This window comes from Streptomyces sp. V4I8, from assembly GCF_041261225.1.
GTDB lineage: Bacteria > Actinomycetota > Actinomycetes > Streptomycetales > Streptomycetaceae > Streptomyces.
Map to the genome: position 1 here is coordinate 8,142,495 of NZ_JBGCCN010000001.1, position 25,869 is coordinate 8,168,363.

Sequence of the window (25,869 nt, forward strand, 5' to 3'; positions counted from 1 at the left end):
GTCGGAGTCAGTCCGCCCGCCCCGTCACCGCGACCGTCACCCCGAGCCCGATCATCGTGCACCCGCCGGCCCCGCCTATCAGCGACAGCCGGCGGTCGGAGCGGGCGAACCAGTTGCGGGCGGCGGACGCGGTCAGGCCCCACAGGGTGTCCGTGACCAGGCCGATGGTGATCGGGACCAGGCCCAACAGCAGCATCTGCAGGGGGACATGACCCGCCGAGTGGTCCACGAACTGGGGGAGTACGGCGGCGAAGAACACCACGCCCTTCGGGTTGGTGACGCCTACCAGGGCGCCGTCGAGGAGCGTTCGCAGATCACCCCGGGACGGTACCGGCGGCTGCGTCGCTATCGCCGACGCCTTCAGCTCCCTGCGGTGCCGGAACGCCTGCACTCCCAGGTAGACCAGATAGGCGGCGCCGGCCAGCTTCACCGTCAAGTAGACCGCCACGGACCGCTCCACCAGGGAGCCGATTCCCACGGCGACGGCGACGACCAGCAGATACGAGCCGAAGACATTGCCGAGCGCGGTCGCCACGGCGGTGCGGCGGCCGTGGGCCAGGGCGCGGCCGATCACGAACAGCACGCTCGGCCCCGGAATCACGATCACCAACAGCGACATCGCGGCGAAGGCCAGCAAACGGTCTGCGGACACCATGCCCATCACCCCCATCCGTCAGCCATTCAAACAGGCCCCACTGACAAGGGCCATGGGTGACGGCGGACATGGATAGGGGGCGTTGCGGGCCGCTCGTGGAGGCCCGCAACGCCCCCTGGTCTTTCACCCGAGGTGTGCTCGGGAGACCTTCTGGACGACAGTCCCGGTCAGGACTCGACCTGTTCGGTCACCTCGTCCGAGAACGTGGTCAGCCGGGTGTAGACACCCGGGTAACCGGCCTGGGCGCAGCCCTCGCCCCAGGAAGTGATCCCTGCCAGGACGCCCCCGATGATCAGGGGACCGCCGCTGTCGCCCTGGCAGGTGTCGACGCCGCCGGAGGTGTATCCGGCGCAGACCATGTCGGACGAGAGGAAGTCCGAACCGTAGGAGCTCGCGCAGCTGGAGTTGGAGACGATCGGCACGGTCGCCGTCCGCAGCTGGTTGGAGGAGCTGCCGTTCGAGGACGTGGTGCCCCAGCCGATGATGCGGGCGGTGGTGCCGGCCGCGTAGACGCCGGTGTCCGAGGAGTCGACGTACGACGCCGTCGTGTACGGCATCGAGGTCGACAGGGTCAGCACGGCCACGTCGTTGCCCTCGGTGGCGTCCGTGTAGTCCGGGTGGACCCAGATGTCGCTGACCCGGCTGACGGTGCCGTTCGTGCCGTTGAGGTAGGTGCGGCCGCCGACGACGCGGACGCTGCTGGTGGTCTCGCCGACCATGCAGTGGGCCGCGGTGACGACCTTGGTGGCCGAGACCAGCGTGCCGCCGCAGAACTGGTTCTGCGAGGCGTCGGTGATCTGCATCATGAACGGGTACGCGGTCGTCGTGGTCGTGGTGCCGCCCACGATGCGCGAGGAGGCGGCCTCAGCGGTGGGGGCGCTGAGCAGTGCGGCCGCGGCGGCGGCAGCGGTCGCCGCGACGGCGGCGGTCTTTCTGGCACGGGTGAGCCCGAACATGAGACTCCTCATCAAGGAATTGCCGGTGGGGGGTCGCGCGGGTGTGGGGGGTTGTGCACGGGGGTCGCGGGACCGACCCCCGTGTGCCCGGGCGAGCGGCACGAACTCAAGGTAGGTCCCGGAAGTTCCCCTTCCCAATGAGGGAACCCCCTAAGGGAGTTGGGCAGGGAAAACCCTCGGTCGTGTCCGGCTAAACCTCCGCGACCGACAAGGACGGGTGAACTCACACGCCCCGAGGCGTCGTACAGCGCCTCAAAGGCACTTCGTCGCGCGCCCCGAACTCACTTCGCGCGCCGTCCCGCCGCCAGTCTGACGATGTCGACCCGCGATCGGATCCCGAGCTTGCGATAAACGCGGGTAAGTGTCGCTTCGACCGTTTTGACGCTGATGAACAGGCGCGCGGCGATCTCCCGGTTCGTCGCGCCCTCCATGACGAGTGCGGCGACCTGACGCTCCATCGAGGCGAGCCCGTCCAGGCCCTCAAGACCGGTCCGGCGCCGTGGCGGCGGGGGTGGGGACCGCCGCCACGGGACGCGCGGCGGCCGCCTCGACCTGCCGCAACCAGGGCAGCGCCCGGCAGCGGCGGAACAGCCGGGCCGCCTCGTCGTACGACGTCGGCCCGGGCGCGCCGGTGCGCAGCTGAGCCAGGGCGAAGGCGGCGCGGGCCTCCTCCAGGCTGTAGCCCAGTTTGCCGAGCCGGTCCTGCGCCGACGTCAACTGGGCCACCGCGGCGTCCTGTTCGCCGCGTGCCGCGCGGAGCAGCGCCTCGGCCCGGTCCAGGACGGCCAGGACGCAGCCGCGGTCCAGCCGCAGCGCCACCTCGCGCGTGACGTCGATGACGTCCTGTGCCTCCGCGATCTCGCCGCTGCGCACCAGGGCCTCGGCGAGGTCGCCGTGCCAGCGGCCGCGCGCCGGGTCGGTGATGCCGAGGCCCTGCTCCACCTCGCGCACCCGGCGCAGCGAGACGACTGCGCCCTCCACGTCCCCGGCCACCAACTGGGCGTGGCCCAGAGCGGCCAGGGCACGGGAGACGTACATCTGGTCGCCGTCCTCCTCGGCGTGCTCCACCGCTTCCCGGGCCAGCGCCAGGGCCCGGTCCACCTCGCCGCCCGCCGCCTCGGCGAGCGAGGTCAGCACGGCGGAGGCCACCTCGCCGATCCCGGTGTCGCGGGCGAGACGCAGGCTCTCGCGGGCCAGGTCCAGGGCGCGCCCGCAGTGGCCGGAGTGCAGCTCGGTCTCGGCCACCCCGCGCAGGAAGTGCACCTCGCTCTCGACCGACCCGCGCCGCCGCACCTCCCGCAGCAGGGCGGTGACCGCCGCGCGCGCCTCGGCCAGCTGGTCGCTCATGATCAGCCAGCGGAACCGGGAGTAGCCGGCACCGTTGTGATGGCACGCCACCCTCGGGTCCTGCGGCTCCTCCAGCGCCCGCCGGATGGTCGCGGGGGCATCCGGGTGGCCCATCAGCGTCTCGATCTGGGCCTGGAAGGCGAGCGCCATCAGCTCGGTGTACCGGTCGCCGGCCCGCGCGGCCAGCTCCGCCGCGTACGCCGCCTCACCGCGGGCCTCGTCGAAGTCGCCCTCCACGAGCAGGGCGCGCCAGGTGAGCTGGTAGTGGACCAGGGCGAGCAGCCTCGGGTCGTCGCCGGCGTCGGCCAGGGCCTGCGGGAAGATCGCGTCGACCTCCGTCATGGCGTGGCCCGCCGTGTCGATCACGATGATCCAGGCCCGCACCCGGTCCTCGGGCACGGTCGCGCGGCTGAGCACCTCGCGGGCGATGTCCCGGGCGAGGTCCAGCTCTCCGGCGGTGATCGCGTCCTCGGCGGCCGCCAGGCGCACCACTTCCGGGCTCGGCGTCCCGTCGGCCGGCGTGTGCCGCGCCGCGAGCAGCCCCAGCTGCGCGGCCACCGACGGCGCGCCCCGGTCCCGGGCCTGTGCCGCGGCCTCGGCGAGACGGGCGGCGACCTCCAGATCGGTGCCGTGGGTCGCGAGGGCCAGGTGCCGGGCGCGTTCGATCGGGTCGGAGGCCGCCGTGGACAGCGCGGCGTGCGCGGCCCGCCGCTCCTGCGCGGGCGCCTCCGCGTACAGCGCGGCGGAGATCATCGGGTGCGCGAACCGTACGGCGGGCCCCTCGGGCTCGGTCGCCAGCAGTCCGAGTTCGGCGGCCTGGGCGGTCTCGGCCTCGGCGTTGTCCCGGCCGGCCGCGTGCAGCAGGGCCACCGTCGGGCGGGCGCCCGCGCTCGCCACGAGGAGGGTGCGGCGGGCCTCCTCCGACAGCATCTCCAGGCGGTTCAGCACCAGGGCGCGCAGCGAGGTGGGCACCGGCAGCGGTTCGCCCGGGCGGGGCGGGGTGGGGTTCTCGGCCAGGGCGCGGCCCAGTTCGAGGGCGAACAGGGCGTTGCCGCCGCTCGTGCGGTGGATGTCCCGGACCGTGGAGCGGGGCAGGCCGGTGTAGCCGCGGTGGTCGAGCAGGGCCGACAACTGGCCGCGCGAGAGGGGGCCCAGCCGTACGGCGAGGGTGTCCGGCGGGGACGCGCGTAGATGGCGGTCGTACTCCTGGCCGTCGGTCCGCACCGCGCACAGCATGCGCACCGGGGTGTCGCCGAGGCGGCGGGCGGCGAAGCCGAGGAGTTCGGCGCTGGCCGGATCCAGCCACTGGAGGTCGTCGGCGACGACGAGAACGGGCCCGGTGTCGGCGAGGGCGCGCAGGGCCGACAGCACGGCCAGGCGCAGCGCGAGGCCGTCGCGCTGGAGGGTGGACTCGCCGCGGCCGGTGAGCGCCGACTCCAGGGCGGTGCGCTGGGCGGCGGGGAGCCGCTCGGACACCTCGTCCAGGACCAGGCCGAGGAGGTCGGCCAGGGCGAGGAAGGGAAGGTGGGATTCCGACTCCGTGGGGGAGCAGCGCAACACGGTGCGCGCCGCCCCGCCGTATTCCCCGGCCAATGCCCGCAGGACGGTCGACTTCCCAATTCCGGCGGGTCCGTGAAGCAGCACGCTGCCGCCCCGCCCGAGCTGCTCACGTGCCGCCGTGAACAGCTCCTCCCTGCCGATGACCTGGTCGGGGCGGCATCTGGCAGGCTCCTTGAAGTCCCGTCGCACGGTCACCGCTCCCCTCCGTGTGTCGTGTCCGGGCCAATATTAGGCAACGGATCTTTGAAATTCGGACTGCCGACATGGTGAGGCAAATAACAGCTGTGGAGAGCTTGCGATCGTCATGGGGAAATTCACGGCGCGGATGAATGAATGGGCGGTCGTCGCAGTGGGCTGGACCACGGGCGGCGCACCCGCCGCCCCTACGGCAGCAACCCCGCCCTCCGTGCCGCCACCACCGCCTCACCGCGGGTGTGGGCGCCCAGCTTCCGCATGGCCGAGCGGAGGTAGCCCTTGACCGTCTCCGCGCGCAACCCCAGCCGCTCGGCGGCGACCGCGTTCGTCGAGCCGGCGGCCACGCACGCCAGCACATCCACCTCCCGTGGGGCCAGCTGCACGCCGTCCCGGCAGCCGGTCGAGGTGGGCGCGGGCCCCTCCGCCAGGAGGCCGCACACGTCCAGGAGTTCCGTGCGCAGCGCGGGGTCGTCGATGCGCGGGGCCAGGGCGCGCAGGGCCGCGTGGGCCTCACGGACCTGCTCCCACGCGGCACCCCGGTCGTCGTCGTACGGCGCCGTCCGCGGCCGGGCCGCCTCCAGCAGCCCCCGCACCTCGTCCCGCACCACCAGCGCCTGCTCCACGTCCCGCGCCGCCTCCACGGCCGCCGTCAGCGTGCGGTCCCCCAAGGGCTGGGCCGTGCGCAGGGCGCCGTACAGGACACCGCGCACCCGGCGCCGTACGACGACCGGGACCGCCAGCACCGAACGCAGGCCCTCCATGGCGACGGCGGCGTCGTACTCGTGGGTGATCTGCCGTGAGGAGGAGTAGTCCGTGACCGCGCAGGGGCGGGCGAGGGCCACCGCCTTGCCGCCCAGACCGTTGCCGGCGGTCACCGCGAGTCTGCTCAGGGACTCGGTGGCCGTGCCGTTCAGTTCGCTGATGCGCATCCGTGGGCGCCCCGGCTCGACCATGCCGCCGAAGGCGACCGGAAGTCCCGTCGAGCGGCGCAGGCGCACCAGCGCGCTCCCCATGTCCACCGATGCGGCCGCGTCAACTGCCACGTGCTCGCCCTTTCACCGCTGTTTCCCGAGCGCACACCCCCGTTCGGGGGTAGTGAGACCCACGTCACGGATTACACGATGACAGAGAGCCGCCCGGCAAGGCCCGGTCAACCAGGAGGAAAGATGACGACGGGGACGGAGCTGTTCCGCCACGCGCGGAACTTCCTGCTCTACCACCGCGAGGACTACGCGACCGCCTACGAGGGCTTCGACTGGCCGCGACCCGAGCGGTTCAACTGGGCGCTCGACTGGTTCGACGTCATCGCGGCCGGAAACGACCGCCTCGCGCTGCACATCGTCGAGGAGGACGGCAGCGAGGTCCGGCTGTCCTTCGCCGAGATGGCCGAGCGGTCCGACCGCGTCGCCAACTGGCTGCGGGCACGGGGCGTGCGGGCCGAGGACCGGGTCCTCGTCATGCTCGGCAACCAGGCCGAGCTGTGGGAGACCGCCCTCGCCGCCATGAAACTGCGCGCCGTCGTCATCCCGGCCACCCCGCTGCTCGGCCCGGCCGACCTGCGCGACCGGGTGGAGCGGGGCCGCGTCCGGCATGTGCTCGTGCGGGCCGAGGACACCGGCAAGTTCGACGAGGTGCCCGGCCGCTACACGCGCGTCAGCGTCGGCGGGGAGCATGCGGGATGGCAGACGTACGAGGACGCGTACGCCGCCTCCGCCCAGTTCACCCCCGACGGTCCGACCGCGTCCGACGACCCGCTGATGCTCTACTTCACCTCCGGCACCACCGCCCGCCCCAAGCTCGTCGAGCACACCCACGCCTCGTACCCGATCGGGCATCTGACCACCATGTACTGGATCGGCCTCAAGCCCGGCGACGTGCATCTGAACATCTCCTCGCCCGGCTGGGCCAAGCACGCCTGGTCCAACCTCTTCGCGCCGTGGAACGCCGAGGCGACCGTCTTCATCCACAACTACACGCGCTTCGACGCGGCCCGGCTGATGGCCGAGATGGACCGCGCGGGCGTCACCACGTTCTGCGCCCCGCCGACGGTCTGGCGCATGCTCATCCAGGCCGACCTGAGCGCGCTGCGCACCCGGCCCCGTGAGGTGGTGGCGGCGGGCGAGCCCCTGAACCCCGAGGTCATCGAGCAGGTCCGGCGCGCCTGGGGCGTGACCATCCGCGACGGCTTCGGGCAGACCGAGACCGCCGTCCAGGTCTCCAACAGTCCCGGCCAGCCTCTCAAGACCGGCTCGATGGGCCGCCCCAGCCCCGGTTTCCGCGTCGAACTCCTCGATCCGGTCTCCGGCGCGCCGGGGGCCGAGGAGGGCGAGATCGCCCTCGACCTGTCCGCCCGCCCCGTCGGGGTGATGACCGGCTACCACGGCGACGGCGACCGTACGGCGGAGGCGATGGCCGGCGGTTACTACCGGACGGGGGACATCGGTTCGCGGGACGCCGACGGCTACATCACCTACGTCGGCCGCGCGGACGACGTGTTCAAGGCGAGTGACTACAAGATCTCGCCGTTCGAGCTGGAGAGCGCCCTGCTGGAGCACGAGGCGGTGGCCGAGGCGGCCGTCGTGCCCGCGCCGGACGAGCTGCGGCTCGCGGTGCCGAAGGCGTACGTCGTCCTGGCGGAGGGCTGGGAGCCGGGCCCCGACACGGCCAAGGTGCTCTTCGAGCACTCCCGTGAGGTCCTGGCCGCGTACAAGCGCATCCGCCGCCTGGAGTTCGCGCCGCTGCCCAAGACCGTCTCCGGCAAGATCCGCCGCATCGAGCTGCGCGAGGCCACGGCCGCCGGGTCCGGCGCCGAGTACCGCGAGGAGGACTTCCGATGAGCGCCGAGTCGTCGTACACCCACGGGACCGGGGACACGCCGCTGCTCGGCGACACCATCGGAGCCAACCTGGACCGGGCCGTCGCCACCTGGCCGGACCGGGAGGCGCTGGTCGACGTACCGTCCGGCCGGCGCTGGACCTACGCCCAATTCGCCGCCGATGTCGACGAGTTGGCCTACGCGCTGCTCGCGAGCGGAGTCGCCAAGGGCGACCGGGTGGGCATCTGGGCGATCAACTGCCCCGAGTGGGTCCTGGTCCAGTACGCCACGGCCCGCATCGGCGCGGTCATGGTGAACATCAACCCGGCCTACCGCACCCACGAGGTCGAGTACGTCCTCAACCAGGCCGGGATCTCCGTCCTCTTCGCCTCCGTCAGCCACAAGACGAGCGACTACCGGGCGATGGTCGAGCAGGTGCGCGGCAAGTGCCCGCAGCTGCGGGAGACCGTGTACATCGGCGACCCGAGCTGGCAGGCGCTGATCGCGCGGGGGACACCGGTTCCGTTCGAGGAGCTGTCCTGCGACGACCCGATCAACATCCAGTACACGTCGGGCACGACGGGCTTCCCCAAGGGGGCCACCCTCTCCCACCACAACATCCTCAACAACGGCTATTTCGTCGGCGAGATGATCGCCTACAGCGAGCAGGACCGGGTGTGCATCCCCGTGCCCTTCTACCACTGCTTCGGCATGGTCATGGGCAATCTGGCCGCCACGTCCCACGGCGCCTGCATGGTGATCCCGGCCCCCTCCTTCGACCCGAGGGCCACGCTGGAGGCGGTCCAGCAGGAGCGCTGCACGTCCCTGTACGGCGTCCCGACGATGTTCATCGCGGAGCTGAACCTCCCCGACTTCGCCTCGTACGACCTCTCCTCCCTGCGCACCGGCATCATGGCGGGCTCGCCCTGTCCGGGGGAGGTGATGAAACGGGTCGTCGCCGAGATGCACATGGCGGAGGTCTCCATCTGCTACGGCATGACCGAGACGTCCCCGGTCTCCCTGCAGACGCGGCGGGACGACGACCTGGAGCACCGCACGTCCACGGTCGGCCGCGTCCTGCCGCACATCGAGGTGAAGATCGTCGACCCGGCGACCGGCGTGACCCGGCCGCGCGGCACGGCGGGCGAGCTGTGCACCCGCGGCTACAGCGTGATGCTCGGCTACTGGAACGAGCCCGAGAAGACCGCCGAGGCCGTCGACGCCGGTCGCTGGATGCACACCGGTGACCTCGCGACGATGCGCGAGGACGGCTACGTCGAGATCGTCGGCCGCATCAAGGACATGATCATCCGGGGTGGCGAGAACATCTACCCGCGCGAGATCGAGGAGTTCCTCTACGCCCACCCGAGGATCGCGGACGTCCAGGTCGTCGGGGTGCCGCACGAGCGGTACGGCGAGGAGGTGCTGGCCTGCGTCATCCCGCGCGACGCGGCCGATCCGCTGACGCTGGAGGAGCTGCGGGCCTTCTGTGACGGGCAGTTGGCGCACTACAAGATCCCGAGCCTGTTGCAGATCCTCGACTCCTTCCCGATGACGGTGTCCGGGAAAGTGCGGAAGGTGGAGTTGCGGGAGAAGTACGGGGCCGCCTCGGACTAGGGGGCGTTCCGCCGGAACGGGCCCTGGTTCCCGCCCGGTTCCGGCTGGTCGCGGCGCATGCACACGCGCGGCCACCGGTCGAGGCCGAGTTCCGCCTCGTGGGCGCGGATCCTCCGCAGCCCCGGGGTGAGCTCGGCGTCGTCCAGGGCGCGGAAGCCGAGGCGGGTGTAGTACGGCGCGTTCCACGGGACCTCGGTGAAGGTGGTCAGGGTGACGGCGGCGAGGTCCTGCTCGCGTGCGCGGTCGGCGGCGTACGTCAGGAGTGTGCGGCCCACACCCCGGCGGGCGGCGTCCGGGTGGACCGAGACCTGCTCGATGTGCAGGGCGCCGTCGACGGGCTCGCAGATCAGATAGCCGACCGGGTGGTCTCCGGCGTCGCGGGCCACCCAGGCGCGGCCCGCCCGGCGGTAGCGGTCCAGGACGTCCAGGGCGGGCGGCTCGTCGTCGGCGATCGCCGGCATGCCGAGGTCGCGAAAGGCGGCTCCGGCGGCGCGTTCGATGTCCTGGAGGACGGGGAGGTCGTCGGACGTCGCGGGGCGGATGCGCATGGGCCGAGTGTCCGTCGGCGGGTGCGCCGGGCGCGAGCGGATTACCGGGCGCCCGTCGCGTCCAGTTCGTCGGCGAGGCTGTTGACCGGCTGGGGCGTGCCCGTCAGGTCCAGGACGAAGAGGGGGACGCCCAGCGAGTCGGCGCGGGCGCGGGCCTCGGGGGCGTATCCGGCGAGGGAGAAGTAGACACAGGCCGCGGACTCCGTCATGGCGGTCAGCCACAGGCACTCCACGTCACGGAGGGAAGCCGGCGCCATGGTGGGGTCGACCTGGGCGAGCAGCCCGTGTGCGGCGATGCCGATGCCGGTCGGAGGGCGCTGGTCGGCGCGGCGGATGTCCCGGTAGCCGAGCCAGCGCAGATAGACGGCGGCCGCCGTGACCGCGTCGCGTGCCGTGCGGATCGTGATCGGCTGGAAGGCGCGGCGGGGAGGGGGCGACTCCCGCGGTGCCGCGTCCGCGTCCGCCTCGGCCACCGGGACGCGCAGCACCGTCCCGCAGGGGCAGCCCAGCTCCGGCCGGGGCCACTCGTTCTCGCGGCCGCACGCCCCGCAGCGCACGCCGACCCATTCCTCGTCCCAGGCGCGATGGGTGATGGCCGTCGCGGTCCCCCGCGGGTCGAGCGTCGGCGCGACGGGCGCGCCGCACTCGCACGGGTAGACGGGCGCCGCGTAGAGATGCTCCCGCCGACAGGCCGGGCAGCGCACCGACACGCTCTCGGACATGGCCCACTCCAGGACGACCTCGCATCGGGACAGCGCTCCCATCGTCCTCCAGGTGATGCCCGGTTGTCCGCCCCTTGACGGTGTTCACCGTGCCCACCTACATTGCTTCCAGATAGTAGAAAAGTGTTTCCACGATACGGAAACACTGTCAGTAACGCAGAACAGACATCGTCACGGAATTGCTCACCGCGGGGCGCGACGGGAGTGCGAATCCGACAGCCGAAGCAGGAGTACTCAATGGCTCGTATGACCGCTGCCCGAGCGGCAGTCGAGATCCTCAAGCGCGAGGGCGTCAGCAACGCGTTCGGCGTGCCGGGCGCGGCGATCAACCCCTTCTACGCGGCGCTCAAGGCCTCCGGTGGCATCAACCACACCCTCGCCCGCCATGTGGAGGGCGCCTCGCACATGGCCGAGGGGTACACCCGTACGCACCCGGGCAACATCGGCGTCTGCATCGGCACGTCCGGTCCCGCCGGCACCGACATGATCACCGGCCTGTACTCCGCGATCGGCGACTCCATCCCGATCCTGTGCATCACGGGCCAGGCACCGACCGCCGTGATCCACAAAGAGGACTTCCAGGCCGTCGACATCGCCTCGATCGCCAAGCCGGTCACCAAAATGGCGGTGACCGTCCTGGAGGCCGCCCAGGTCCCCGGCGTCTTCCAGCAGGCCTTCCACCTGATGCGCTCCGGCCGTCCCGGCCCGGTCCTGATCGACCTGCCGATCGACGTCCAGCTGACGGAGATCGAGTTCGACCCGGAGACGTACGAGCCCCTCCCGGCCTACAAGCCGGCCGCGACCCGCGCCCAGATCGAGAAGGCGATCGGGATGCTGAACGCGTCCGAGCGGCCGCTGATCGTCGCCGGCGGCGGTGTCATCAACGCCGACGCCGCCGACCTCCTCGTCGAGTTCGCCGAGCTGACCGGGACCCCGGTCGTCCCGACCCTGATGGGCTGGGGCCTGCTGCCCGACGACCACGAGCTGAACGCCGGCATGGTGGGCCTGCAGACCTCGCACCGCTACGGCAACGCGACCTTCCTGGAGTCCGACTTCGTCCTCGGCATCGGCAACCGCTGGGCCAACCGCCACACCGGCAAGCTCGACGTCTACACGGCCGGCCGGAAGTTCGTCCACGTCGACATCGAGCCGACCCAGATCGGCAAGATCTTCGCCCCCGACTTCGGCATCGCGTCGGACGCCAGGGCCGCCCTGGAGCTGTTCGTCCAGGTGGCGAGGGAGTTGAAGGCGGCGGGCAAGCTCCCCGACCGCTCGGCGTGGGCGGCCTCCGCGCAGGAGCGGAAGGCGACCCTCCAGCGCCGTACGCACTTCGACGACATCCCGATCAAGCCGCAGCGTGTCTATGAGGAGATGAACAAGGCCTTCGGCCCCGAGACCCGCTACGTGTCGACGATCGGCCTGTCGCAGATCGCGGGTGCCCAGATGCTGCACGTCTTCAAGCCGCGGCACTGGATCAACTGCGGCCAGGCGGGCCCGCTCGGCTGGACCATCCCGGCCGCGCTGGGCGTGGCGAAGGCCGACCCGGAGGCGCAGGTCGTCGCCCTGTCCGGCGACTACGACTTCCAGTTCATGATCGAGGAGCTGGCGGTCGGCGCGCAGCACAAGATCCCGTACGTCCACGTCCTGGTCAACAACTCCTACCTGGGCCTGATCCGCCAGGCGCAGCGGGCGTTCGACATCGACTTCCAGGTCAAGCTGGAGTTCGAGAACATCAACTCGCCCGAGCTCGGCCTCTACGGCGTCGACCACGTCAAGGTCGCCGAGGGCCTCGGCTGCAAGGCGATCCGCGTGACCGACCCGAGCGAACTGGGCGCCGCCCTGGAGCAGGCCAAGAAGCTCGCCGCCGAGCACCAGGTGCCGGTCGTCGTCGAGGCGATCCTGGAGCGGGTCACCAACATCTCCATGTCGACCACCAACGACATCAGCAACGTGGTCGAGTTCGAGGAACTCGCGACGGAGCCGGAGCACGCGCCGACGTCGATCAGGACGCTGAAGGTCTGACGCGGCGCCGAAGCGTCGGCGTTCAAGTCGTCCGGTTCGCCCCCGAGTTACCGTTCCGAACGGGTGATCGGCCGAGGGTGACGAGTTGAGCACCCAGTGTCGCCGAACCCTGCCCGCGCGGCCCCCGCGTGTGGCAGGGTTCTTTCATGGCAGGAGTGTTGGTACCGACCCGTGTGGGCGGTGTCGAGGTACTGGTGGAGACCGTGCCGGTGCCGGGCTCGGAGCGGACTTCGGGCCGCTTGGAAGAGGCGGGGCAAAGGGTCGTCGAGGCATTCGACCGAGCGCAGGACACGATCACCGCGCTCGCCTCCCAACTGGCGGGCACCTTGGCGGCCATGGGGGAGCGGGCCGTGCGGCCCGACCACGTGGAAGTGCAGTTCGGGCTGTCGTTCACCGCGCAGGGCGGCATCGTGGTGGCGGGCGTCGGCTCCCAGGCCTCGCTGCAGGTGACGCTCTCCTACGACCGGCCCGGGACGGAACCACGCACCGACCCCTTACGGGCGGATCCCGACGCTTCCCCGCCGCTGGAGCCGTCGGAATAGGGCGCGCCCGGGATGTCGGGGGAGAGGCGCGTACCGGCCTACCTGGGCCGGGTGCTGACAGATGACGGAGAACCTGCGGGAACCTGCTTCCAGGTGACCCCGGGTGTGCTGGCCACCGCCTGGCATGTGCTGGCCGACGTGGGCGCCGAACGGGTGGGCGACACGGTCGCCGTGGACGGGCTCCCCGCGGGCGGCCAGTCCCCGGCGCTCGCCGAGGTGTTCCGGATCGACCCCGCGCACGATCTCGCCGTGCTGCGCCGGGAGCTGCCCCTGCCCGCCTCGATCGGGCGGCTGCTGTTCAGCGACGGGCAGGATGTGGGCACCGAGGTGGTCGTGACCGGGCATGCGCGGGTGCCGGACCAGGCCCGGCCCTACGGCAGCCAGCGCTACGTGGACGCGCCCGGCATCTGGGCCGGCGGCACCCTGCGCGACGACACCATCGCCCTCGGCCGACTCTCCTCCCGTGACCTGATGCGCGGCATGAGCGGCGCCCCGGTACGCAGGCGGTCCGACGGCGCCGTGGTCGGGGTGGTCTCCGAGCGGTACAACAGCGCCGACGGCTGGCTGCGCGACTCCGTCTGGGTGGCCCGTACGGAGGACCTCGTACCGCTTCTGCCCGTCCCCGGCGGACTGCCCGCGCACAGTGGTCCGCCGCCCCCGGTGCGGGCCAGGCCCACCCCCGCGCGGCCCGCCGGCCGAACCCGGCCACTGGAGTTCCGGGCCGCCCCGGGCGGTGGGTCGCGGGTGACCGCGGCCGAACTGCGCGCTGCCTGGGACGACCAGGCGCACACCGGTCGGCCGCTCGCCCTCGTCACCGACTTCGCACCGGACGCCGAAGCCGCCCTCGCCGCGCTGACCGTCGCCGACCGCCCCGTGCGCTGGATCGACGGGCAGAGCCTGCTCGACCCCGAGCCGCCGACGCGGTGGGACTCGGACGCCCCCGACCCGGCGTCACCGCAAGGGCCGCAAGGTCCGGCACACGCACGGACTCGCCGAGCCGCCCGTCTCCCCGACCCGCCGACGCGGTGGGACTCGGACACCGCCGACCCCGCCGGTCTCGCCGACCTGCCACCCGGGCTGCTCCTGGTCGACTTCTCCTCGGCGCGTCCCGACCGACTCGACCGAGTCGACACCGCACGCACCTCGGCCCTGCTTCGGGAGCTGCTGTGGTGGGCCGGGCTGCGGGGACATCGCGTCGCCCTGGGGCTGCCCCGCTATGTCGCGCCCGTCCTGGACCTCGGCGCCTGCGAGGTCCACCGGTCCGAGCGGCTGTTCTCGCCCGCCTACGCCTACCGCGTACGCGAATGCGAGCGACTCCTGCGCGGGCCGCTGCCCGTCCAGGACGTACTGCGGCCGCTGCTGAGTGCCAACAGTGCCGCCCTGCCACCGGTCGTCGCCGGTCTCCTGGCCGGTCGGCCGGCGGGTGCCGCGCGCAAACCGACGCTGACCGGGCCGGACCTCATCGCGTTGGCCCGCGGTCTCACCGAGGAGGGCTTCTACGAGATCGCCTACCGGCTGGAGGCGCACTGCCGCACCGCGCCGGGCCAGGAACTCCTCGTGCCGCTCACCGCCGACATCTGGCCGCACCCCGGCGTCGCCGACCACGACACCGTCGTCGGGTTCGCCCCCTCGACCACGGATCTGCCCGCCCTCCTGCGCCGCGGCGTCCTGAGCGGACCGGCAGGCTCGGGCAAGTCCACGGCGCTCACCGACATCGAGCACCGCTGGTCCATTCCCCACCTGGACCAGGACGCGACGCCCGCCGTCACCTATGTGCCTCTGCTCGTCTCCCTGGACGCCTCACCGGAGGACGACGGGGAGAAGGACCACGACGGCAGGGGAGACGAAGGCAGGGGAGACGAAGGCAAGGGTGAGGGAGACGACGAGGGAGGCAGGTCCGGTGCCCCCGCCGCCCGTGCCCTCCGCAGGCGTATCGACCTGTACCTGCGCCGTGAGGAGTTCCGCTGGTTCGAGCACGGTGACGACGGCGGCGAGCTAGCCTGTCACGCCCTCCTGGGCCGACTCGGCTCCCTCGGGAGGCTGCGCGATCTCTTCGGCTCACCCGTGCTGCTGCTTCTGGACGACGCCGACCGGCTGCCCGCCGCCCTGCAGGACCGGCTCGCCGACGAGGTGACCGCGCTGGGGCGGGACGCCGCGGACGCCGGGATTCTGCTGGCCGCGCGCGGTGAACGGCTCGCGCAGACGCTGAAGTGGCGAGAGGCACGGCTGCGCGATCTGGACGAGCGTCAGGTCGAGCTGTTCGTGGAGCGGCGCCGAGGCCATCCGGCGCTGCCCGATCTGCTCACGGCGTTCGACCGCCCCGTATCCGGCCACATCCGCAACCCCCATCTGCTGGAACTGCTCTGCGACATGGCGCCCGTCGGCGACGAGCTGCGTGACGCCAACCTCAGGATGATCGTGGAAGGACATCTGGAACACCGGGCCCGCCGCGCCTCCCGGAGCGGTCGCCCGCCGCGGGCCACGGTCGACGACGGCGTCCGGTGGGCGGTGGGAGAGCGCGCCGCCGACCTCGCCGTCTGGCTGCCCGAGACGGCGTGCGAGCTGCTGGTGTCGCGACGGCGCCGACGCCAGGTCCGTACCCGCCGCGAACGCCTCCTCGCCGCCGACGCCCGCCTGCTCGGCCTGTTGCGTCCGCATCCGACCGGCGACGTGGTCGAGTTCACCTCCGCCACCCTGCGGGACTACTTCGCGGCCGTCCATCTCGCCGCGCGGATCCGTCGGTTCCGGCGTGTGGAGTCATCGCTCTCGGGATACCTGCGCCGGCTCGACGAGGACGACTGGGCGGCGGGAGAGTGGCGTGGCGTCTGCCTGTTCCTCGCCGCGCTCCTGCCCGAACGGGACGCACGGCGGCTCGCCGAGGTGCTCGTCGATCACGGACAGGCGCGCCTGGCCCACGAATGCGCGCTGGAACTGCTCCACGCCCCGCGCGTCGGCGCGTTCACCGCGCGTGCGCTCGGCGAACGCGTCAGGGCGTCCGCGCAGAACCCGGCGGCCCTCGCCGCCCGCATCGAGGACACCCGGGCCCTGGGCCGCCATGACCCCCGGATCAAGGTCGACCGGCCCCTCGACGGCATGGTCGAGATCCCGGCGACCCAGCGGACCGGTGCCTTCCGGATCGGCCGCTACCCGGTGACCGTCATGGAGTTCGCCAGGTTCGTCGATGACGGCGGCTACCACGTCCCGGACTGGTGGAGCGAGACCGGCCTGGAGTGGCGGAACCAGGAGGGCGTCCGCCACCCCCGGTACTGGCGCAACCCCGTGGTGAGCCGCCCCAACCACCCCGTCACCGGCGTCAACTTCTTCGAGGCGTCCGCCTACTGCGCCTGGCTCACCCACCAGCGCCCCGCCCATGTCTTCCGGTTGCCGTCCGCCCTTGAGTGGGACCGCGCGGCGCACGGGGACGACCGGGTGCTGGAGCTGATGACGACCATGTCCGGGCTGGCCCGGCGTCCCGACGAGCCGCCTTCCGGTGAACTGGTCGAGATCACCGAGCGAACGAAGGAGCTCGCCGCGCAGGTACGCGGGCAACTGGCCGCCTACGACGAGATCCCGGCGCCCGTCGGCATGCTCCCGCCGACCCGGTTCGGCGTCCACGATCTGCTGGGCGTGCTGTGGCAGTGGTGCGGTACCTCGATCGACCTGCTGTCGGCGACCGAGCTGGAGTTCCGCGACCTGCCCGCGGCCCCGGTGACCGACCCGGCCGCCGAGCGTGGCCATGTGCTGCGGGCACGCCGCAGTGCCCGGGCCGGCACCGTGCCCGACGTGGACCGCGGCACCCGGGTCGTCGTCAAGGGCGGCGGACCCACCGGCACGCTCAGCCCCACCTCCCTGCTGACAGGTGGCTGGTTCGACCCTCATGTGCGGTTCCACCACCTGGGTTTCCGCGTGACCTGTCGGCCGGCCGCCGACTGACACCCGAACGCCGGCCCGGACCGGCGCCGAACGAAGGACGACGACCATGCCCCGAGAAGTGGTGATCGACGGTTGCACCATCCTGCTGGCCGAACCCGTCGAAGTGCCCCGGCGACCGTTCATCGGACGCGGTGAGGAACTGGAGATGTGCCGTATCGCCTGGGGCGTCAGCCTCGACGGCGAACGGCTCCTGGACGATGCCCGCCCGCCCCTCAACTTCCGTCTGGAGGGCGCCCCGGGCATGGGCAAGAATGAACTCGTCTACGAGATCGCCCGCTGTCTGGACATGCCCCTCTACATCGTCCAGGGCCACGAGGAGCTCACCCCCGAGGACCTGGCGCTGCTGCTCACCCCGGACCCCAAGGCCCAACTGGACACCGGAGTCCCGCTCGTCCTGCGGGCCAGCCCTCTGGCCACGGCCCTGTTCGAGGGCGCGCTGTTCTTCTTCGACGAGATCAACCGGGTACCGGACCGCGCACTCAGCCCCCTGGCGTCGGTGCTCGACGGCCGGCAGTCCATCTACTCCGCGATGACGGGCCTGCACATCGGCCCGCCCGACGACGAGGCGAAGGCGCGCTTCCGCTTCTGTTGCGCGCTCAACCCGTCGCTGAGCAACGCCGGGCACGTCCTGCCCGAGTACATCGAGCAGCGCACGCTCCCGGTGATCGAGGTCAAGCCCCCGACCTTCGACGAACTGCTCACCATCCTGAACGCCCGCCTCAACCTGTCCCCGGAGTTCATCGTCGCCTTCGAGCAGTGGTACGCGGAGGAGCGCTACGAGGTGTCGGTGCGCCAGGCGCTGGCCCTGATGACGTACGCGGTCAACTACGAGGAACAGGTCGGCGGCGAGAAGATCGGCATCCTGCGCAAGTTCGCCGCCCGCGTTCTCGGCCGCGGACGCTGACCGGGGCGGCCGTCGATGCCGAAGCCCTTCCTGTGCCAGGGCCCCGTGCACTTCGTGCCGGTGCTGCGCCACCACCTCGGTTTCGCCGTGCAGGTCCAACGGGCCGTCCACGAGATGGGCCTGGGCGAGAGAGACGCGGTAGCCGTCGCGCTGCCCGACTCGGCGCGGCCACGGGTCCTGGAGGCCGTCGCCGCGCTCCCCACGGTCTCGCTGGTCATCTCGTCGGTCAGCGACACCGACCGTCGTGAGGTCTTCCCGGTCACCCCGGCCGACGGCATGGTGGAGGCCATTCGGATCGCGCTCGAACTCGGGCTGCCGCTGTGGTGCGTCGACCAGGAAGTGGCTCCCGGCCATCTGGTGGACCGCTTCTGCCTCAACGACGAGGAATGGCCCGACGACGGCTACGCCCTCCGGCACGGTGCCGAGGCCTATCTCGACCTGGTCGCCGACCAGCTCCTGCGCCCGCCGGCCCGTTTCGAACCCGTGGACAGCTGGCGCGAACTGCACATGGCCGCCCGGCTGCAGGAACTCGCCGGACGCCATGAGCGGATCCTGTTCGTCTGTGACGCGACCCATGTACAGCCGATCCGCCGGCTGCTGCGCAGGCCCGTGCCACCGGTCGAGGTGGGGCAGAGTGCGCCCCCGCGCCCCCGCTACACCGTGGTCCCGCCGAGCCTGCCCGTACTGATGCGCTACCTCGACCACATCCCGCGCCTGGTCGAGGTCTACGAGCGGATGCGGGCCCAGGGAAAGGCGCACACCTTCGACAAGCTGGACGCTCTGCTGGGCATCTACGACGAGCTCAGCCGCGGCGCGCGGGACCTGCGCCTGTCCATCCGGCACTATCAGGCCTTCGTCAGCGTGCTGACCCGTCTGATGGAGATCGAGCGGTTGCTGTCCCCCCGGTTCGACGTGGTGCTGCTGGCGGCCGCCGGCTGCTTCCCCGCGGTCTTCCACGAACGGGCCTTCCGCCATCTGCTCGGTTACCACGACCAGGTACGGGTGGAACGCATCGGCCGGATCCGGGGCACCAGCGAGGCCGTCTTCGACGTGGAGTCCGTGGCACCCCGCCGTAATCCGGGGTTCTACGTGGCCCGCAACTGCACGCGCATGGAGCAGTTCTACGTGTTCGTGCCCTGGCCGGCCGACGAACGCCGTAACGGGCAGGAGGGCCCTGAGGTGGCAGTGGACATGCCGCCCGGGATCACGGTCGATCTGGACACCCCGCCGGCTCCGCCCCGGAGCGTCCGGTCCGGCATGTTCGAGCACACAGAGGCATGGCCCGTCATGAGCCTGTTCGTCAACGAGATGCGCGCCAAGGCGCATACGCTGGCCCGGCTGCCCGCGGACAGCGACGTCAAGAGCCTTGAGTTCACGGGGTCATTGGCCGACGGCATCGATGTGCGCCGCACGCTGCGCAGCCATCTGGGACCCCGGCCACGTCTGTACGTCCGCCACGAACGCGTCGGCCGGCCCCAGCCCGTCGACTCGAACGAGCCGATCGTCTGGATCGGCGACGGCTACGACACGGTCCGCCCGGACCACGCCGGCAAGAGGATGGAACTGCTGTATTGCGGCTCCGACAAGCGGCCCCTCACGGTCGAGTGGCATCTCTACGAGTCCGGAGGTGCGCGGGTGTCGGCTGTGGGCCGACGTGGTTCGCCGCTGGGGATCGACTGGTACCGCGTGTACGGACGGCTCCAGTTCCTCGACTACCGCCTCACCGAGGCGGATGTGGAGCGACGGCTGGGCGACGGGATCCACCGCCGCGTCCCTCAGATCCATGAGTTCGGCGACATGGAGCTGTTCCGCGAGGAGATCTCCGACCGCTACCAGCTGGAGCTGACCTTCGCCCGCTGGTGGGAGGTGATGCTCGTCGCCGCGCTGCACTATGCCGAGCGGTCCGTCGTGCTCGTGGCGCCGCCCACGCTGCTGGTGCCGGAGGCGATCCCCCGGCGGTTCGCCGCCCAGCACAAGCGGATCGTACGGGTGTCGCCGGCCCGCTTCACCACGGAGGAGCGGCGTCGGCTCGGACTGCTCTACATGATCACGCACCAGCACCGGTCGCGGGGCGACATGCTCGACCCCGAGTATCTCGACTTCCTCGTCGACGAGTTCGGCGACGCCATGAAGAGCTACTGGACGTGAGCCTAGGTGCCGTCCGCCGAGGTGAACCAGATCGGGTCGGTCATCGCGAGGGCGAACGTGCCGAACTGCGGTACCCAGTGGGCGAACGCGTCGTAGTCGTCCCGCCACAGGGCGGGCAGCGCGAAGTGCGTGGTCAGCAGGCGCACGTAGTCGGCCCGGTGGTGGGGGCGCCCGGTCATCAGCCACGCGGCGTAACACCCCCAGGATCGGGAGAAGTTGAGACCGCCCTCGTGTGCGGTGCGGATCCGGGCCCGGGTGAGGGGCGCGGTCCGCTCGACGGGCCGTGCGTACGGTTCGGCGGCCGCGCCGCGCAGCCCGCACTGCAGTGCCAGTACCGCCGTCAGGTGCTCCGGTGAGAAGAAGCCCGGGGCACGCCGGTCCCCCCGGGGGCGTGCCGCCAGGATGCGCCGCGCGGACTCCTCCGCGGTGGCCAGCCGGGGCCCTTGCCCACATCGGGAGGCCCAGGCCAGCAACGCGGAGGTGGCCCAGATCGCGCTGCGATATGCCGGGGAGCGGGCGGCGGAGGCGTCGGGGGCGCTATCGCGCAGATGGTCCGCGACGAGGAGGGCGGCCACGTCCGCGAGTTCGTTGAAGGCCGGGATCCCGGCCCGGCGGGCCTCCAGATCGAGATGGAGGACCCAGGCCGCGCCGTACGGCACCTCGTGGGCGAGGTGGCCGGCGCGCAGGACGGCGGTCTCGGCGTCGATGTCGCGCGCCCCGCCGGTGGCGTGGAGGGCGAGGTCACGGTGTGTGGCGTCGCCGGTGAGCCGGGCGATGGCGAACAGTGCGTAGGTGCCGTGGACGGCACTGTGCCAGTCGAGGCAGCCGTGGAACCCCCGGTGTTCGGTGTCCCTGCGCTGCAGCGCCGTCCCTACGACGGCCGCGAAGGCCGACAGCATCGACGCACGCCCGGCGCACAGGCGTGACCATCCGTCGCCGTCGCCCGTCAGGCCGGGGCTGTCGTCGGACACGCGATGCCTCCCTCCGGCCCGGCACGCCCCGCCGGCGGGCAGGACGGGCGGGGCCCCACGACCGGCAACTACCGCCTCCTGTCCAGCGGTTGAGGCCTTCCCGCTGCTTCACGATACAAGCGCCGCGGTCGGCCTGCCATGCGCGCGGGGAGTACCGCGGGCGCGCGAGAACAGCGGTCTGTGCCGGGGGAGGGCGCCGAAGAGCGCCGGGTACGGGACCGTCCGTACCCGGCGCTCTTCAGCCGGTGAGGTATTCGGTGATGGCCGTCCGACGGTGCGAGGCTGGGCGCGACAGGACATTCGCGCCGCCGGACGGGGTCTGGGGGGGCTCGGGACCGCGGCGGCAGCGACGGAACCGGGTGGCTCCTTCCCTCTGGTCGAGAAGGAGGTCCGGACCTTCACCACCGCACTGGCTCGCACGCCGCCGCGGTCCTCACGTTGCCCGCGCCCCTCTGCCGGTCGACCACCCCTCATCCGGGTCGATCGGCGTCGTGGCGCGGGCGGTGCGCCCGGCTCATGACCTCACGTCAGGAGTCGGACGCGGTCTGGGGGTTCAGTCCTCGCGCAGCGCGCGGACCGCCTCCTCCACGCGCTTGCCGTACTCGGGGTCGGCGGCGTGGAAGTGGGCCAGGTTCTTCTCGATCACGTCGTCGCGGGAGACCTGGGAGAGGCCACCGGCGATGTTCGCGATCAGACGGGACTTCTCCTCGGCCGACATCAGCCGGTACAGCTCGCCGGCCTGGAAGAAGTGGTCGTCCTTGGTGTGGAGCGGCGCCTCGTGGGTGCCGGTGTGGCCGGACACCGCCAGCGGGGCCGACAGGGGGCGGCCGGTCTCCACCGGGCCGTCGTAGGAGTTCGGCTCGTAGTTCTTCGCCCCGCGGCCCTGCGAGTTGGTCGCCATGAGGCCGTCCCGGCCGTAGTTGGCGGCCACGGTCGCCCTGGGCGCGTTCACGGCCAGCTGGGTGTGGTTGACGCCCAGGCGGTAGCGGTGGGCGTCCGCGTAGGCGAACAGACGGCCCTGGAGCATCTTGTCGGGCGAAGGGCCGATGCCGGGCACGAAGTTGTTCGGGGAGAACGCGGCCTGCTCTACCTCGGCGAACACGTTGTCCGGGTTGCGGTCCAGGACCAGCCGGCCCACGCGCTGCAGCGGGTAGTCCTTGTGCGGCCACACCTTGGTGAGGTCGAACGGGTTGAAGCGGTAGTCGGCCGCCTCGGCCGCCGGCATCAGCTGGACGTAGAGCGTCCAGGACGGGTGCACGCCCCGCTCGATGGCCTGGAGCAGGTCCGTCTGGTGGGAGTTGGGGTCCTTGCCCGCGAGTTCGGCGCCCTGCTCGGCGCTCAGGCAGCGGATGCCCTGGTTGGTCTTGAAGTGGTACTTGACGAAGAAGGCCTCGCCGTCGGCGTTCGTCCACTGGTAGGTGTGCGAGCCGTAGCCGTTCATGTGGCGGTACGACGCCGGGATGCCGCGGTCGCCCATCAGCCAGGTCACCTGGTGCGTGGCCTCGGGGGCGTGCGCCCAGAAGTCCCAGACGTTGTCCGGCTCCTGGCGGCCGGTGAACGGGTCGCGCTTCTGCGAGTGGATGAAGTCGGGGAACTTGATGGGGTCCTTGATGAAGAACACCGGGGTGTTGTTCCCGACGAGGTCGTAATTGCCCTCTTCCGTATAGAACTTGACCGCGAAGCCGCGCGGGTCACGGACCGCGTCCGCGCCGCCGAGGCTGTCGGCCACGGTCGAGAAGCGCAGGAACACCTCGGTCCGCTTGCCGACCGCGCTGAGGAAGTCGGCGTGGGTGAAGCCGGTGACGTCGTCGGTCACCTCGAAGTGGCCGTACGCGCCGGAGCCCCGGGCGTGCACCACGCGCTCCGGGATGCGCTCGCGGTTGAAGCGCGCCAGCTTCTCCAGGAGGTGCTGGTCCTGGAGCAGGAGCGGGCCGCCGACGCCGGCGGAGGCGGAGTTCTGGTTGTCGGCGACCGGGGCGCCGGACTCGGTGGTGAGCACGCGCTTCGACATCGTGGACCTTCCGTGCGGTAGCACTTCCGTGCGGGTGGCAGCGGAAAACTCTTTCCGCTTGATGGAGCCTAGAAGTGGGAGAATCTGGGCGTCAACAGTTTGTTGAAGTTGATTCCGGGCGGCGCCCCCGCCTGGGCGCGACAGGACAGGTGTCAGCGAGGACGCCGCCCGGAAGTCTCGGGGTCCGGTCAGACCTGGGCGCCGGAGAGGCGCTCCACGGCCCGCAGCAGGGCCGAGTGGTCCAGGCCGCCGTCGCCCTGCGTGCGCAGGGACGCGACCAGCTGGGCGACCACGGCACCGACCGGAAGGGCGGCACCGACGTTGCGGGCGGCGTCCGTGACGATGCCCATGTCCTTGTGGTGCAGGTCGATCCGGAAGCCGGGCTTGAAGTCCCGGTTGAGGAAGTTGTCCTTCTTCCGCGTCAGCACGGTCGAGCCCGCCAGGCCGCCGTTGAGGACGTCCAGCGCGGCCTTCAGGTCCACACCCGACTTCTCCAGGAAGACCACGGCCTCGGCGCACGCCTGGATGTTCACGGCGACGATCAGCTGGTTGGCCGCCTTCACGGTCTGACCGGAGCCGTGCGGGCCGCACAGCACGATGGTCTTGCCGAGCGCCTCGAGGATCGGCTTCGCGGCGTCGAAGTCGGCCTGCTCGCCGCCGACCATGATCGACAGTACGGCCTCGATGGCGCCGGCCTCGCCGCCGGACACGGGGGCGTCCAGTACGCGGATGCCCTTGTCCTCGGCGGCCTTCGCCAGGTCGACCGAGGTCTGCGGGGTGATCGAGGACATGTCGATCAGCAGCGCGCCGGACCTCGCGTTCTCCAGGATGCCGTCGGGGCCGTAGGAGATGGCCTCGACCTGCGGGGAGGCAGGCACCATCGTGATGACGACGTCGGCGTCCCGCACGGCCTCGGCGATCGAGCCGGCGACCGTGCCGCCGGCGGCGGCCAGGCGGTCCAGCTTGTCCTGCTCCAGGGTGAAGCCAGCGACGTCGTAGCCCGCCTTGATCAGGTTCTCGGACATGGGGGAGCCCATGATGCCGAGGCCTATCCAGGCGATCTTGGGGAGGTTGCTCATGATGGGGTACCTCTCTGAACTGCTGTGGTGCGTCAACGAAGAGGTGCCGGTCAGCGAGAATCAGCCCGTCCGGCGTTTGAGGACGAGGCCCTTTCGGGGCCGAAAGCGGGGGTCTGGGGGCGGCAGCCCCCAGGAGCGGTGCCGTCAGCGGGCGGCGCGGTGCTCCACCGGCAGCCAGTCGAACGCCTCCGCGCTCGGGCGGTCACCCGGCTTGTACTCAAGGCCGACCCAGCCCTCGTACCCCGCCTTGCGCAGCTGGTCCAACAGCTCCTCCAGCGGCAGCGCCCCCGTGCCCGGCGCGCCGCGGCCCGGGTTGTCGGCGATCTGCACATGGCCGGTCTTCGCGGCGAACCGCTCGATCACCGCCGGCAGGTCCTCGCCGTTCATGGACAGGTGGTACAGGTCCATCAGGAACTTGGCGTTGCCGAGACCGGTCGCCTCGTTGACCTTGTCGACGATGCCGACGGCGGCCGGCGCGGACACCAGCGGGTACAGCGGCGACTCGGGCTGGTTCAGCGCCTCGATGAGGAGGATCGCGCCGATCCGGTCGGCCGCCCGGGCCGCGAGGGCCAGGTTCTCCAGTGCGAGGGCGTCCTGCTCGGCCGGGTCCACGCCCTCGACGCGGTTGCCGTACAGGGCGTTGAGGGCCTTGCAGCCCAGGGAGGCCGCGAAGTCCGCCGCCACGTCGATGTTGGCGCGGAACCTCTCCGACTCCTCGCCCGGGACCGACAGGGCGCCGCGGTCGGGACCGGGCAGCTGACCTGCGTAGAAGTTCAGCCCGGTGAGCTGGACGCCCGCGTCCTCGATCGCCTTCCTCAGGGCGTCGAGCTCGGACCGCTCGGGGGTGGGGGAGTCGATCCAGGGCCACCACAGCTCGACCGCGGTGAAGCCGGCCGCGGCGGCGGCCGCGGGGCGCTCCAGGAGCGGGAGTTCCGTGAAGAGGATCGACAGGTTGACGTTGAAGCGCTGCTCTGCGAATCCCATCGCCGGCGCTCCCTTCCGTGTCGAGATTCCATATTGCGGAAGTTAGTTTCTGCGTATTGGAAGATTGCCGTTGTGTGTCCAAGCTTGTCAAGAGGGCTCGGCGGAAGGCGGTGCCGCGCGTTAGGTTGACCGCGTGCGATTGAGAGTGGAGTTCACGACCGAGCCTTTCGACCTCGACGAGGCGCCCGCGCACGCGCTGGCGGCCCGCGAGGTCATCGAGGCGGCCGCGCTCGACGCGGTCGACGTCGGTCCGTTCGGCAACACGGCGGAGGGTGGTGCCGACACCGTGCTCACCGCCGTGGACGCCCTGCTGCGCAGGAGCCTGGAGGCCGGGGCCACCCGGATCTCGCTCCAGGTCAACGTGGTCGGGGAGGGTGAGGAGTGACCGGCACCGGGGATGAGCCCTTCATCGCGGCCGTGAAGCCGCTGGTCGACGCCATGGGCGGCGAGATACTCCCGCCCGACGAGGCCGGCCCCGAGGATGCCGTGCTCTCCTGGGAGGGTGCCGACGTCGTCGCCGTACGTCTGCCCCAGCTCGCCGACTCCCTGGATCACATCCTGGCGGCCATGGAGCGCAGGAAGGGTCAGCCCCTGGCCGACCTGGACCGCAAGGCCAAGCAGGAGGTCGTGCGGATACTGGAGGCGCGGGGCGCCTTCTCCGTGCGGCACGGTGTGGAGACCGTGGCGAGCGCGCTCGGGGTGAGTCGCTTCACGGTCTACAACTACCTGAACCGGGACAAGAACGCCTGAGACGGCCCGCCCGGTTTCGTCACCGCGAATTTTCAACAAAGTGTTGACGTCTCGTCGTCGTAGGGCGTTAGCTATCGGCACGCCCCGTTCAGTACGAAGGCCCTTCGCGG

The 25,869-nt window shown here is 71.5% G+C and carries 18 protein-coding genes and 1 pseudogene; 9 read left to right on the forward strand and 10 right to left on the reverse strand.

The window, feature by feature from the left end:
• Nucleotides 1-7 precede the first annotated feature (7 nt).
• The 4 genes and pseudogenes from ABIE67_RS36930 to ABIE67_RS36945 all read right to left on the reverse strand — a co-directional run bounded on the left by ABIE67_RS36930 (nt 8) and on the right by ABIE67_RS36945 (nt 5,726).
• Nucleotides 8-655, reverse strand: a complete 648-nt coding sequence (locus ABIE67_RS36930) for a LysE family translocator (protein WP_370265900.1) — start codon at nt 653-655, stop codon at nt 8-10.
• Between the two features lie 167 nt (nt 656-822).
• A complete protein-coding gene (locus tag ABIE67_RS36935; RefSeq protein WP_370265901.1) occupies nt 823-1,611 on the reverse strand; it encodes a trypsin-like serine protease in 789 nt (262 codons plus the stop codon).
• A 281-nt stretch (nt 1,612-1,892) separates the two neighbouring features.
• Nucleotides 1,893-4,713, reverse strand: a pseudogene (locus ABIE67_RS36940) (AAA family ATPase).
• Nucleotides 4,714-4,901: 188 nt separating this feature from the next.
• Nucleotides 4,902-5,726, reverse strand: a complete 825-nt coding sequence (locus ABIE67_RS36945) for a response regulator transcription factor (RefSeq protein ID WP_370269314.1) — start codon at nt 5,724-5,726, stop codon at nt 4,902-4,904.
• Nucleotides 5,727-5,879: 153 nt separating this feature from the next.
• Between ABIE67_RS36945 and ABIE67_RS36950 the strand changes: the two genes are divergently transcribed.
• Nucleotides 5,880-7,550 (forward strand): AMP-binding protein, encoded by a 1,671-nt coding sequence (locus ABIE67_RS36950; protein WP_370265902.1) that lies wholly within the window; start codon nt 5,880-5,882, stop codon nt 7,548-7,550.
• The gene (locus tag ABIE67_RS36955) at nt 7,547-9,145 is read left to right on the forward strand and encodes an AMP-binding protein (RefSeq protein WP_370265903.1); all 1,599 of its coding nucleotides are present in this window, start codon (nt 7,547-7,549) and stop codon (nt 9,143-9,145) included. Before ABIE67_RS36950 ends, ABIE67_RS36955 begins: the two co-directional genes overlap by 4 nt.
• Here ABIE67_RS36955 and ABIE67_RS36960 read toward each other — a convergent pair.
• Together ABIE67_RS36960 and ABIE67_RS36965 are read right to left on the reverse strand one after the other, a co-directional pair.
• Nucleotides 9,142-9,693: a GNAT family N-acetyltransferase gene (locus ABIE67_RS36960; RefSeq protein ID WP_370265904.1), complete on the reverse strand. Its 552-nt coding sequence runs from the start codon at nt 9,691-9,693 to the stop codon at nt 9,142-9,144. The two genes, ABIE67_RS36955 and ABIE67_RS36960, sit on opposite strands and share 4 nt — an antisense overlap.
• A 41-nt stretch (nt 9,694-9,734) precedes the next feature.
• On the reverse strand, nt 9,735-10,415 hold the full coding sequence (locus tag ABIE67_RS36965) for a hypothetical protein (protein ID WP_370265905.1): 681 nt from the start codon (nt 10,413-10,415) through the stop codon (nt 9,735-9,737).
• Between the two features lie 237 nt (nt 10,416-10,652).
• On the opposite strand from ABIE67_RS36965, the gene gcl reads away from it, so the two are divergent.
• The 5 genes from gcl to ABIE67_RS36990 all read left to right on the forward strand — a co-directional run bounded on the left by gcl (nt 10,653) and on the right by ABIE67_RS36990 (nt 19,964).
• Nucleotides 10,653-12,437 carry a glyoxylate carboligase gene (gene gcl, locus ABIE67_RS36970; protein ID WP_370265906.1) on the forward strand — a complete coding sequence of 595 codons (1,785 nt, stop codon included), beginning with the start codon at nt 10,653-10,655 and terminating at the stop codon, nt 12,435-12,437.
• A gap of 146 nt (nt 12,438-12,583) precedes the next feature.
• Nucleotides 12,584-12,979, forward strand: a complete 396-nt coding sequence (locus tag ABIE67_RS36975; RefSeq protein WP_370265907.1) for a CU044_2847 family protein — start codon at nt 12,584-12,586, stop codon at nt 12,977-12,979.
• 12 nt (nt 12,980-12,991) lie between these two features.
• Nucleotides 12,992-16,912, forward strand: a complete 3,921-nt coding sequence (locus ABIE67_RS36980; RefSeq protein WP_370265908.1) for an SUMF1/EgtB/PvdO family nonheme iron enzyme — start codon at nt 12,992-12,994, stop codon at nt 16,910-16,912.
• Between the two features lie 46 nt (nt 16,913-16,958).
• A complete protein-coding gene (locus ABIE67_RS36985) occupies nt 16,959-17,816 on the forward strand; it encodes an AAA family ATPase (RefSeq protein ID WP_370265909.1) in 858 nt (285 codons plus the stop codon).
• Nucleotides 17,817-17,831: 15 nt separating this feature from the next.
• Nucleotides 17,832-19,964 carry a hypothetical protein gene (locus ABIE67_RS36990; RefSeq protein WP_370265910.1) on the forward strand — a complete coding sequence of 711 codons (2,133 nt, stop codon included), beginning with the start codon at nt 17,832-17,834 and terminating at the stop codon, nt 19,962-19,964.
• A gap of 2 nt (nt 19,965-19,966) precedes the next feature.
• On the opposite strand, the gene ABIE67_RS36995 is transcribed toward ABIE67_RS36990, so the two are convergent.
• From ABIE67_RS36995 to ABIE67_RS37010, 4 genes are all read right to left on the reverse strand, one after another.
• Complete coding sequence (locus tag ABIE67_RS36995; RefSeq protein WP_370265911.1) at nt 19,967-20,935, reverse strand: DUF2891 family protein; 969 nt, start codon at nt 20,933-20,935, stop codon at nt 19,967-19,969.
• Nucleotides 20,936-21,488: 553 nt separating this feature from the next.
• Nucleotides 21,489-22,946, reverse strand: a complete 1,458-nt coding sequence (locus ABIE67_RS37000; RefSeq protein ID WP_370265912.1) for a catalase — start codon at nt 22,944-22,946, stop codon at nt 21,489-21,491.
• Nucleotides 22,947-23,134: 188 nt separating this feature from the next.
• Nucleotides 23,135-24,025, reverse strand: a complete 891-nt coding sequence (locus ABIE67_RS37005) for a 2-hydroxy-3-oxopropionate reductase (RefSeq protein ID WP_370265913.1) — start codon at nt 24,023-24,025, stop codon at nt 23,135-23,137.
• A gap of 144 nt (nt 24,026-24,169) precedes the next feature.
• Nucleotides 24,170-25,009: a TIM barrel protein gene (locus tag ABIE67_RS37010; RefSeq protein WP_370265914.1), complete on the reverse strand. Its 840-nt coding sequence runs from the start codon at nt 25,007-25,009 to the stop codon at nt 24,170-24,172.
• 133 nt (nt 25,010-25,142) lie between these two features.
• On the opposite strand from ABIE67_RS37010, the gene ABIE67_RS37015 reads away from it, so the two are divergent.
• Both ABIE67_RS37015 and ABIE67_RS37020 read left to right on the forward strand, forming a co-directional pair.
• Nucleotides 25,143-25,394: a hypothetical protein gene (locus ABIE67_RS37015; RefSeq protein ID WP_370265915.1), complete on the forward strand. Its 252-nt coding sequence runs from the start codon at nt 25,143-25,145 to the stop codon at nt 25,392-25,394.
• Nucleotides 25,391-25,759 (forward strand): helix-turn-helix domain-containing protein, encoded by a 369-nt coding sequence (locus ABIE67_RS37020; RefSeq protein WP_370265916.1) that lies wholly within the window; start codon nt 25,391-25,393, stop codon nt 25,757-25,759. Before ABIE67_RS37015 ends, ABIE67_RS37020 begins: the two co-directional genes overlap by 4 nt.
• The last annotated feature ends 110 nt before the right edge of the window (nt 25,760-25,869 follow it).

What these genes read in the sequence shown, in the direction of transcription:
- ABIE67_RS36930 (WP_370265900.1), bottom strand. Translation starts at nt 655, where the DNA reads ATGGTGTCCGCAGACCGTTTGCTGGCCTTCGCCGCGATGTCGCTGTTG.
- ABIE67_RS36935 (WP_370265901.1), bottom strand. Translation starts at nt 1,611, where the DNA reads ATGTTCGGGCTCACCCGTGCCAGAAAGACCGCCGCCGTCGCGGCGACC.
- ABIE67_RS36945 (WP_370269314.1), bottom strand. Translation starts at nt 5,726, where the DNA reads ATGGGGAGCGCGCTGGTGCGCCTGCGCCGCTCGACGGGACTTCCGGTC.
- ABIE67_RS36950 (WP_370265902.1), top strand. Translation starts at nt 5,880, where the DNA reads ATGACGACGGGGACGGAGCTGTTCCGCCACGCGCGGAACTTCCTGCTC.
- ABIE67_RS36955 (WP_370265903.1), top strand. Translation starts at nt 7,547, where the DNA reads ATGAGCGCCGAGTCGTCGTACACCCACGGGACCGGGGACACGCCGCTG.
- ABIE67_RS36960 (WP_370265904.1), bottom strand. Translation starts at nt 9,693, where the DNA reads ATGCGCATCCGCCCCGCGACGTCCGACGACCTCCCCGTCCTCCAGGAC.
- ABIE67_RS36965 (WP_370265905.1), bottom strand. Translation starts at nt 10,415, where the DNA reads ATGTCCGAGAGCGTGTCGGTGCGCTGCCCGGCCTGTCGGCGGGAGCAT.
- gcl (WP_370265906.1), top strand. Translation starts at nt 10,653, where the DNA reads ATGGCTCGTATGACCGCTGCCCGAGCGGCAGTCGAGATCCTCAAGCGC.
- ABIE67_RS36975 (WP_370265907.1), top strand. Translation starts at nt 12,584, where the DNA reads ATGGCAGGAGTGTTGGTACCGACCCGTGTGGGCGGTGTCGAGGTACTG.
- ABIE67_RS36980 (WP_370265908.1), top strand. Translation starts at nt 12,992, where the DNA reads ATGTCGGGGGAGAGGCGCGTACCGGCCTACCTGGGCCGGGTGCTGACA.
- ABIE67_RS36985 (WP_370265909.1), top strand. Translation starts at nt 16,959, where the DNA reads ATGCCCCGAGAAGTGGTGATCGACGGTTGCACCATCCTGCTGGCCGAA.
- ABIE67_RS36990 (WP_370265910.1), top strand. Translation starts at nt 17,832, where the DNA reads ATGCCGAAGCCCTTCCTGTGCCAGGGCCCCGTGCACTTCGTGCCGGTG.
- ABIE67_RS37000 (WP_370265912.1), bottom strand. Translation starts at nt 22,946, where the DNA reads ATGTCGAAGCGCGTGCTCACCACCGAGTCCGGCGCCCCGGTCGCCGAC.
- ABIE67_RS37005 (WP_370265913.1), bottom strand. Translation starts at nt 24,025, where the DNA reads ATGAGCAACCTCCCCAAGATCGCCTGGATAGGCCTCGGCATCATGGGC.
- ABIE67_RS37010 (WP_370265914.1), bottom strand. Translation starts at nt 25,009, where the DNA reads ATGGGATTCGCAGAGCAGCGCTTCAACGTCAACCTGTCGATCCTCTTC.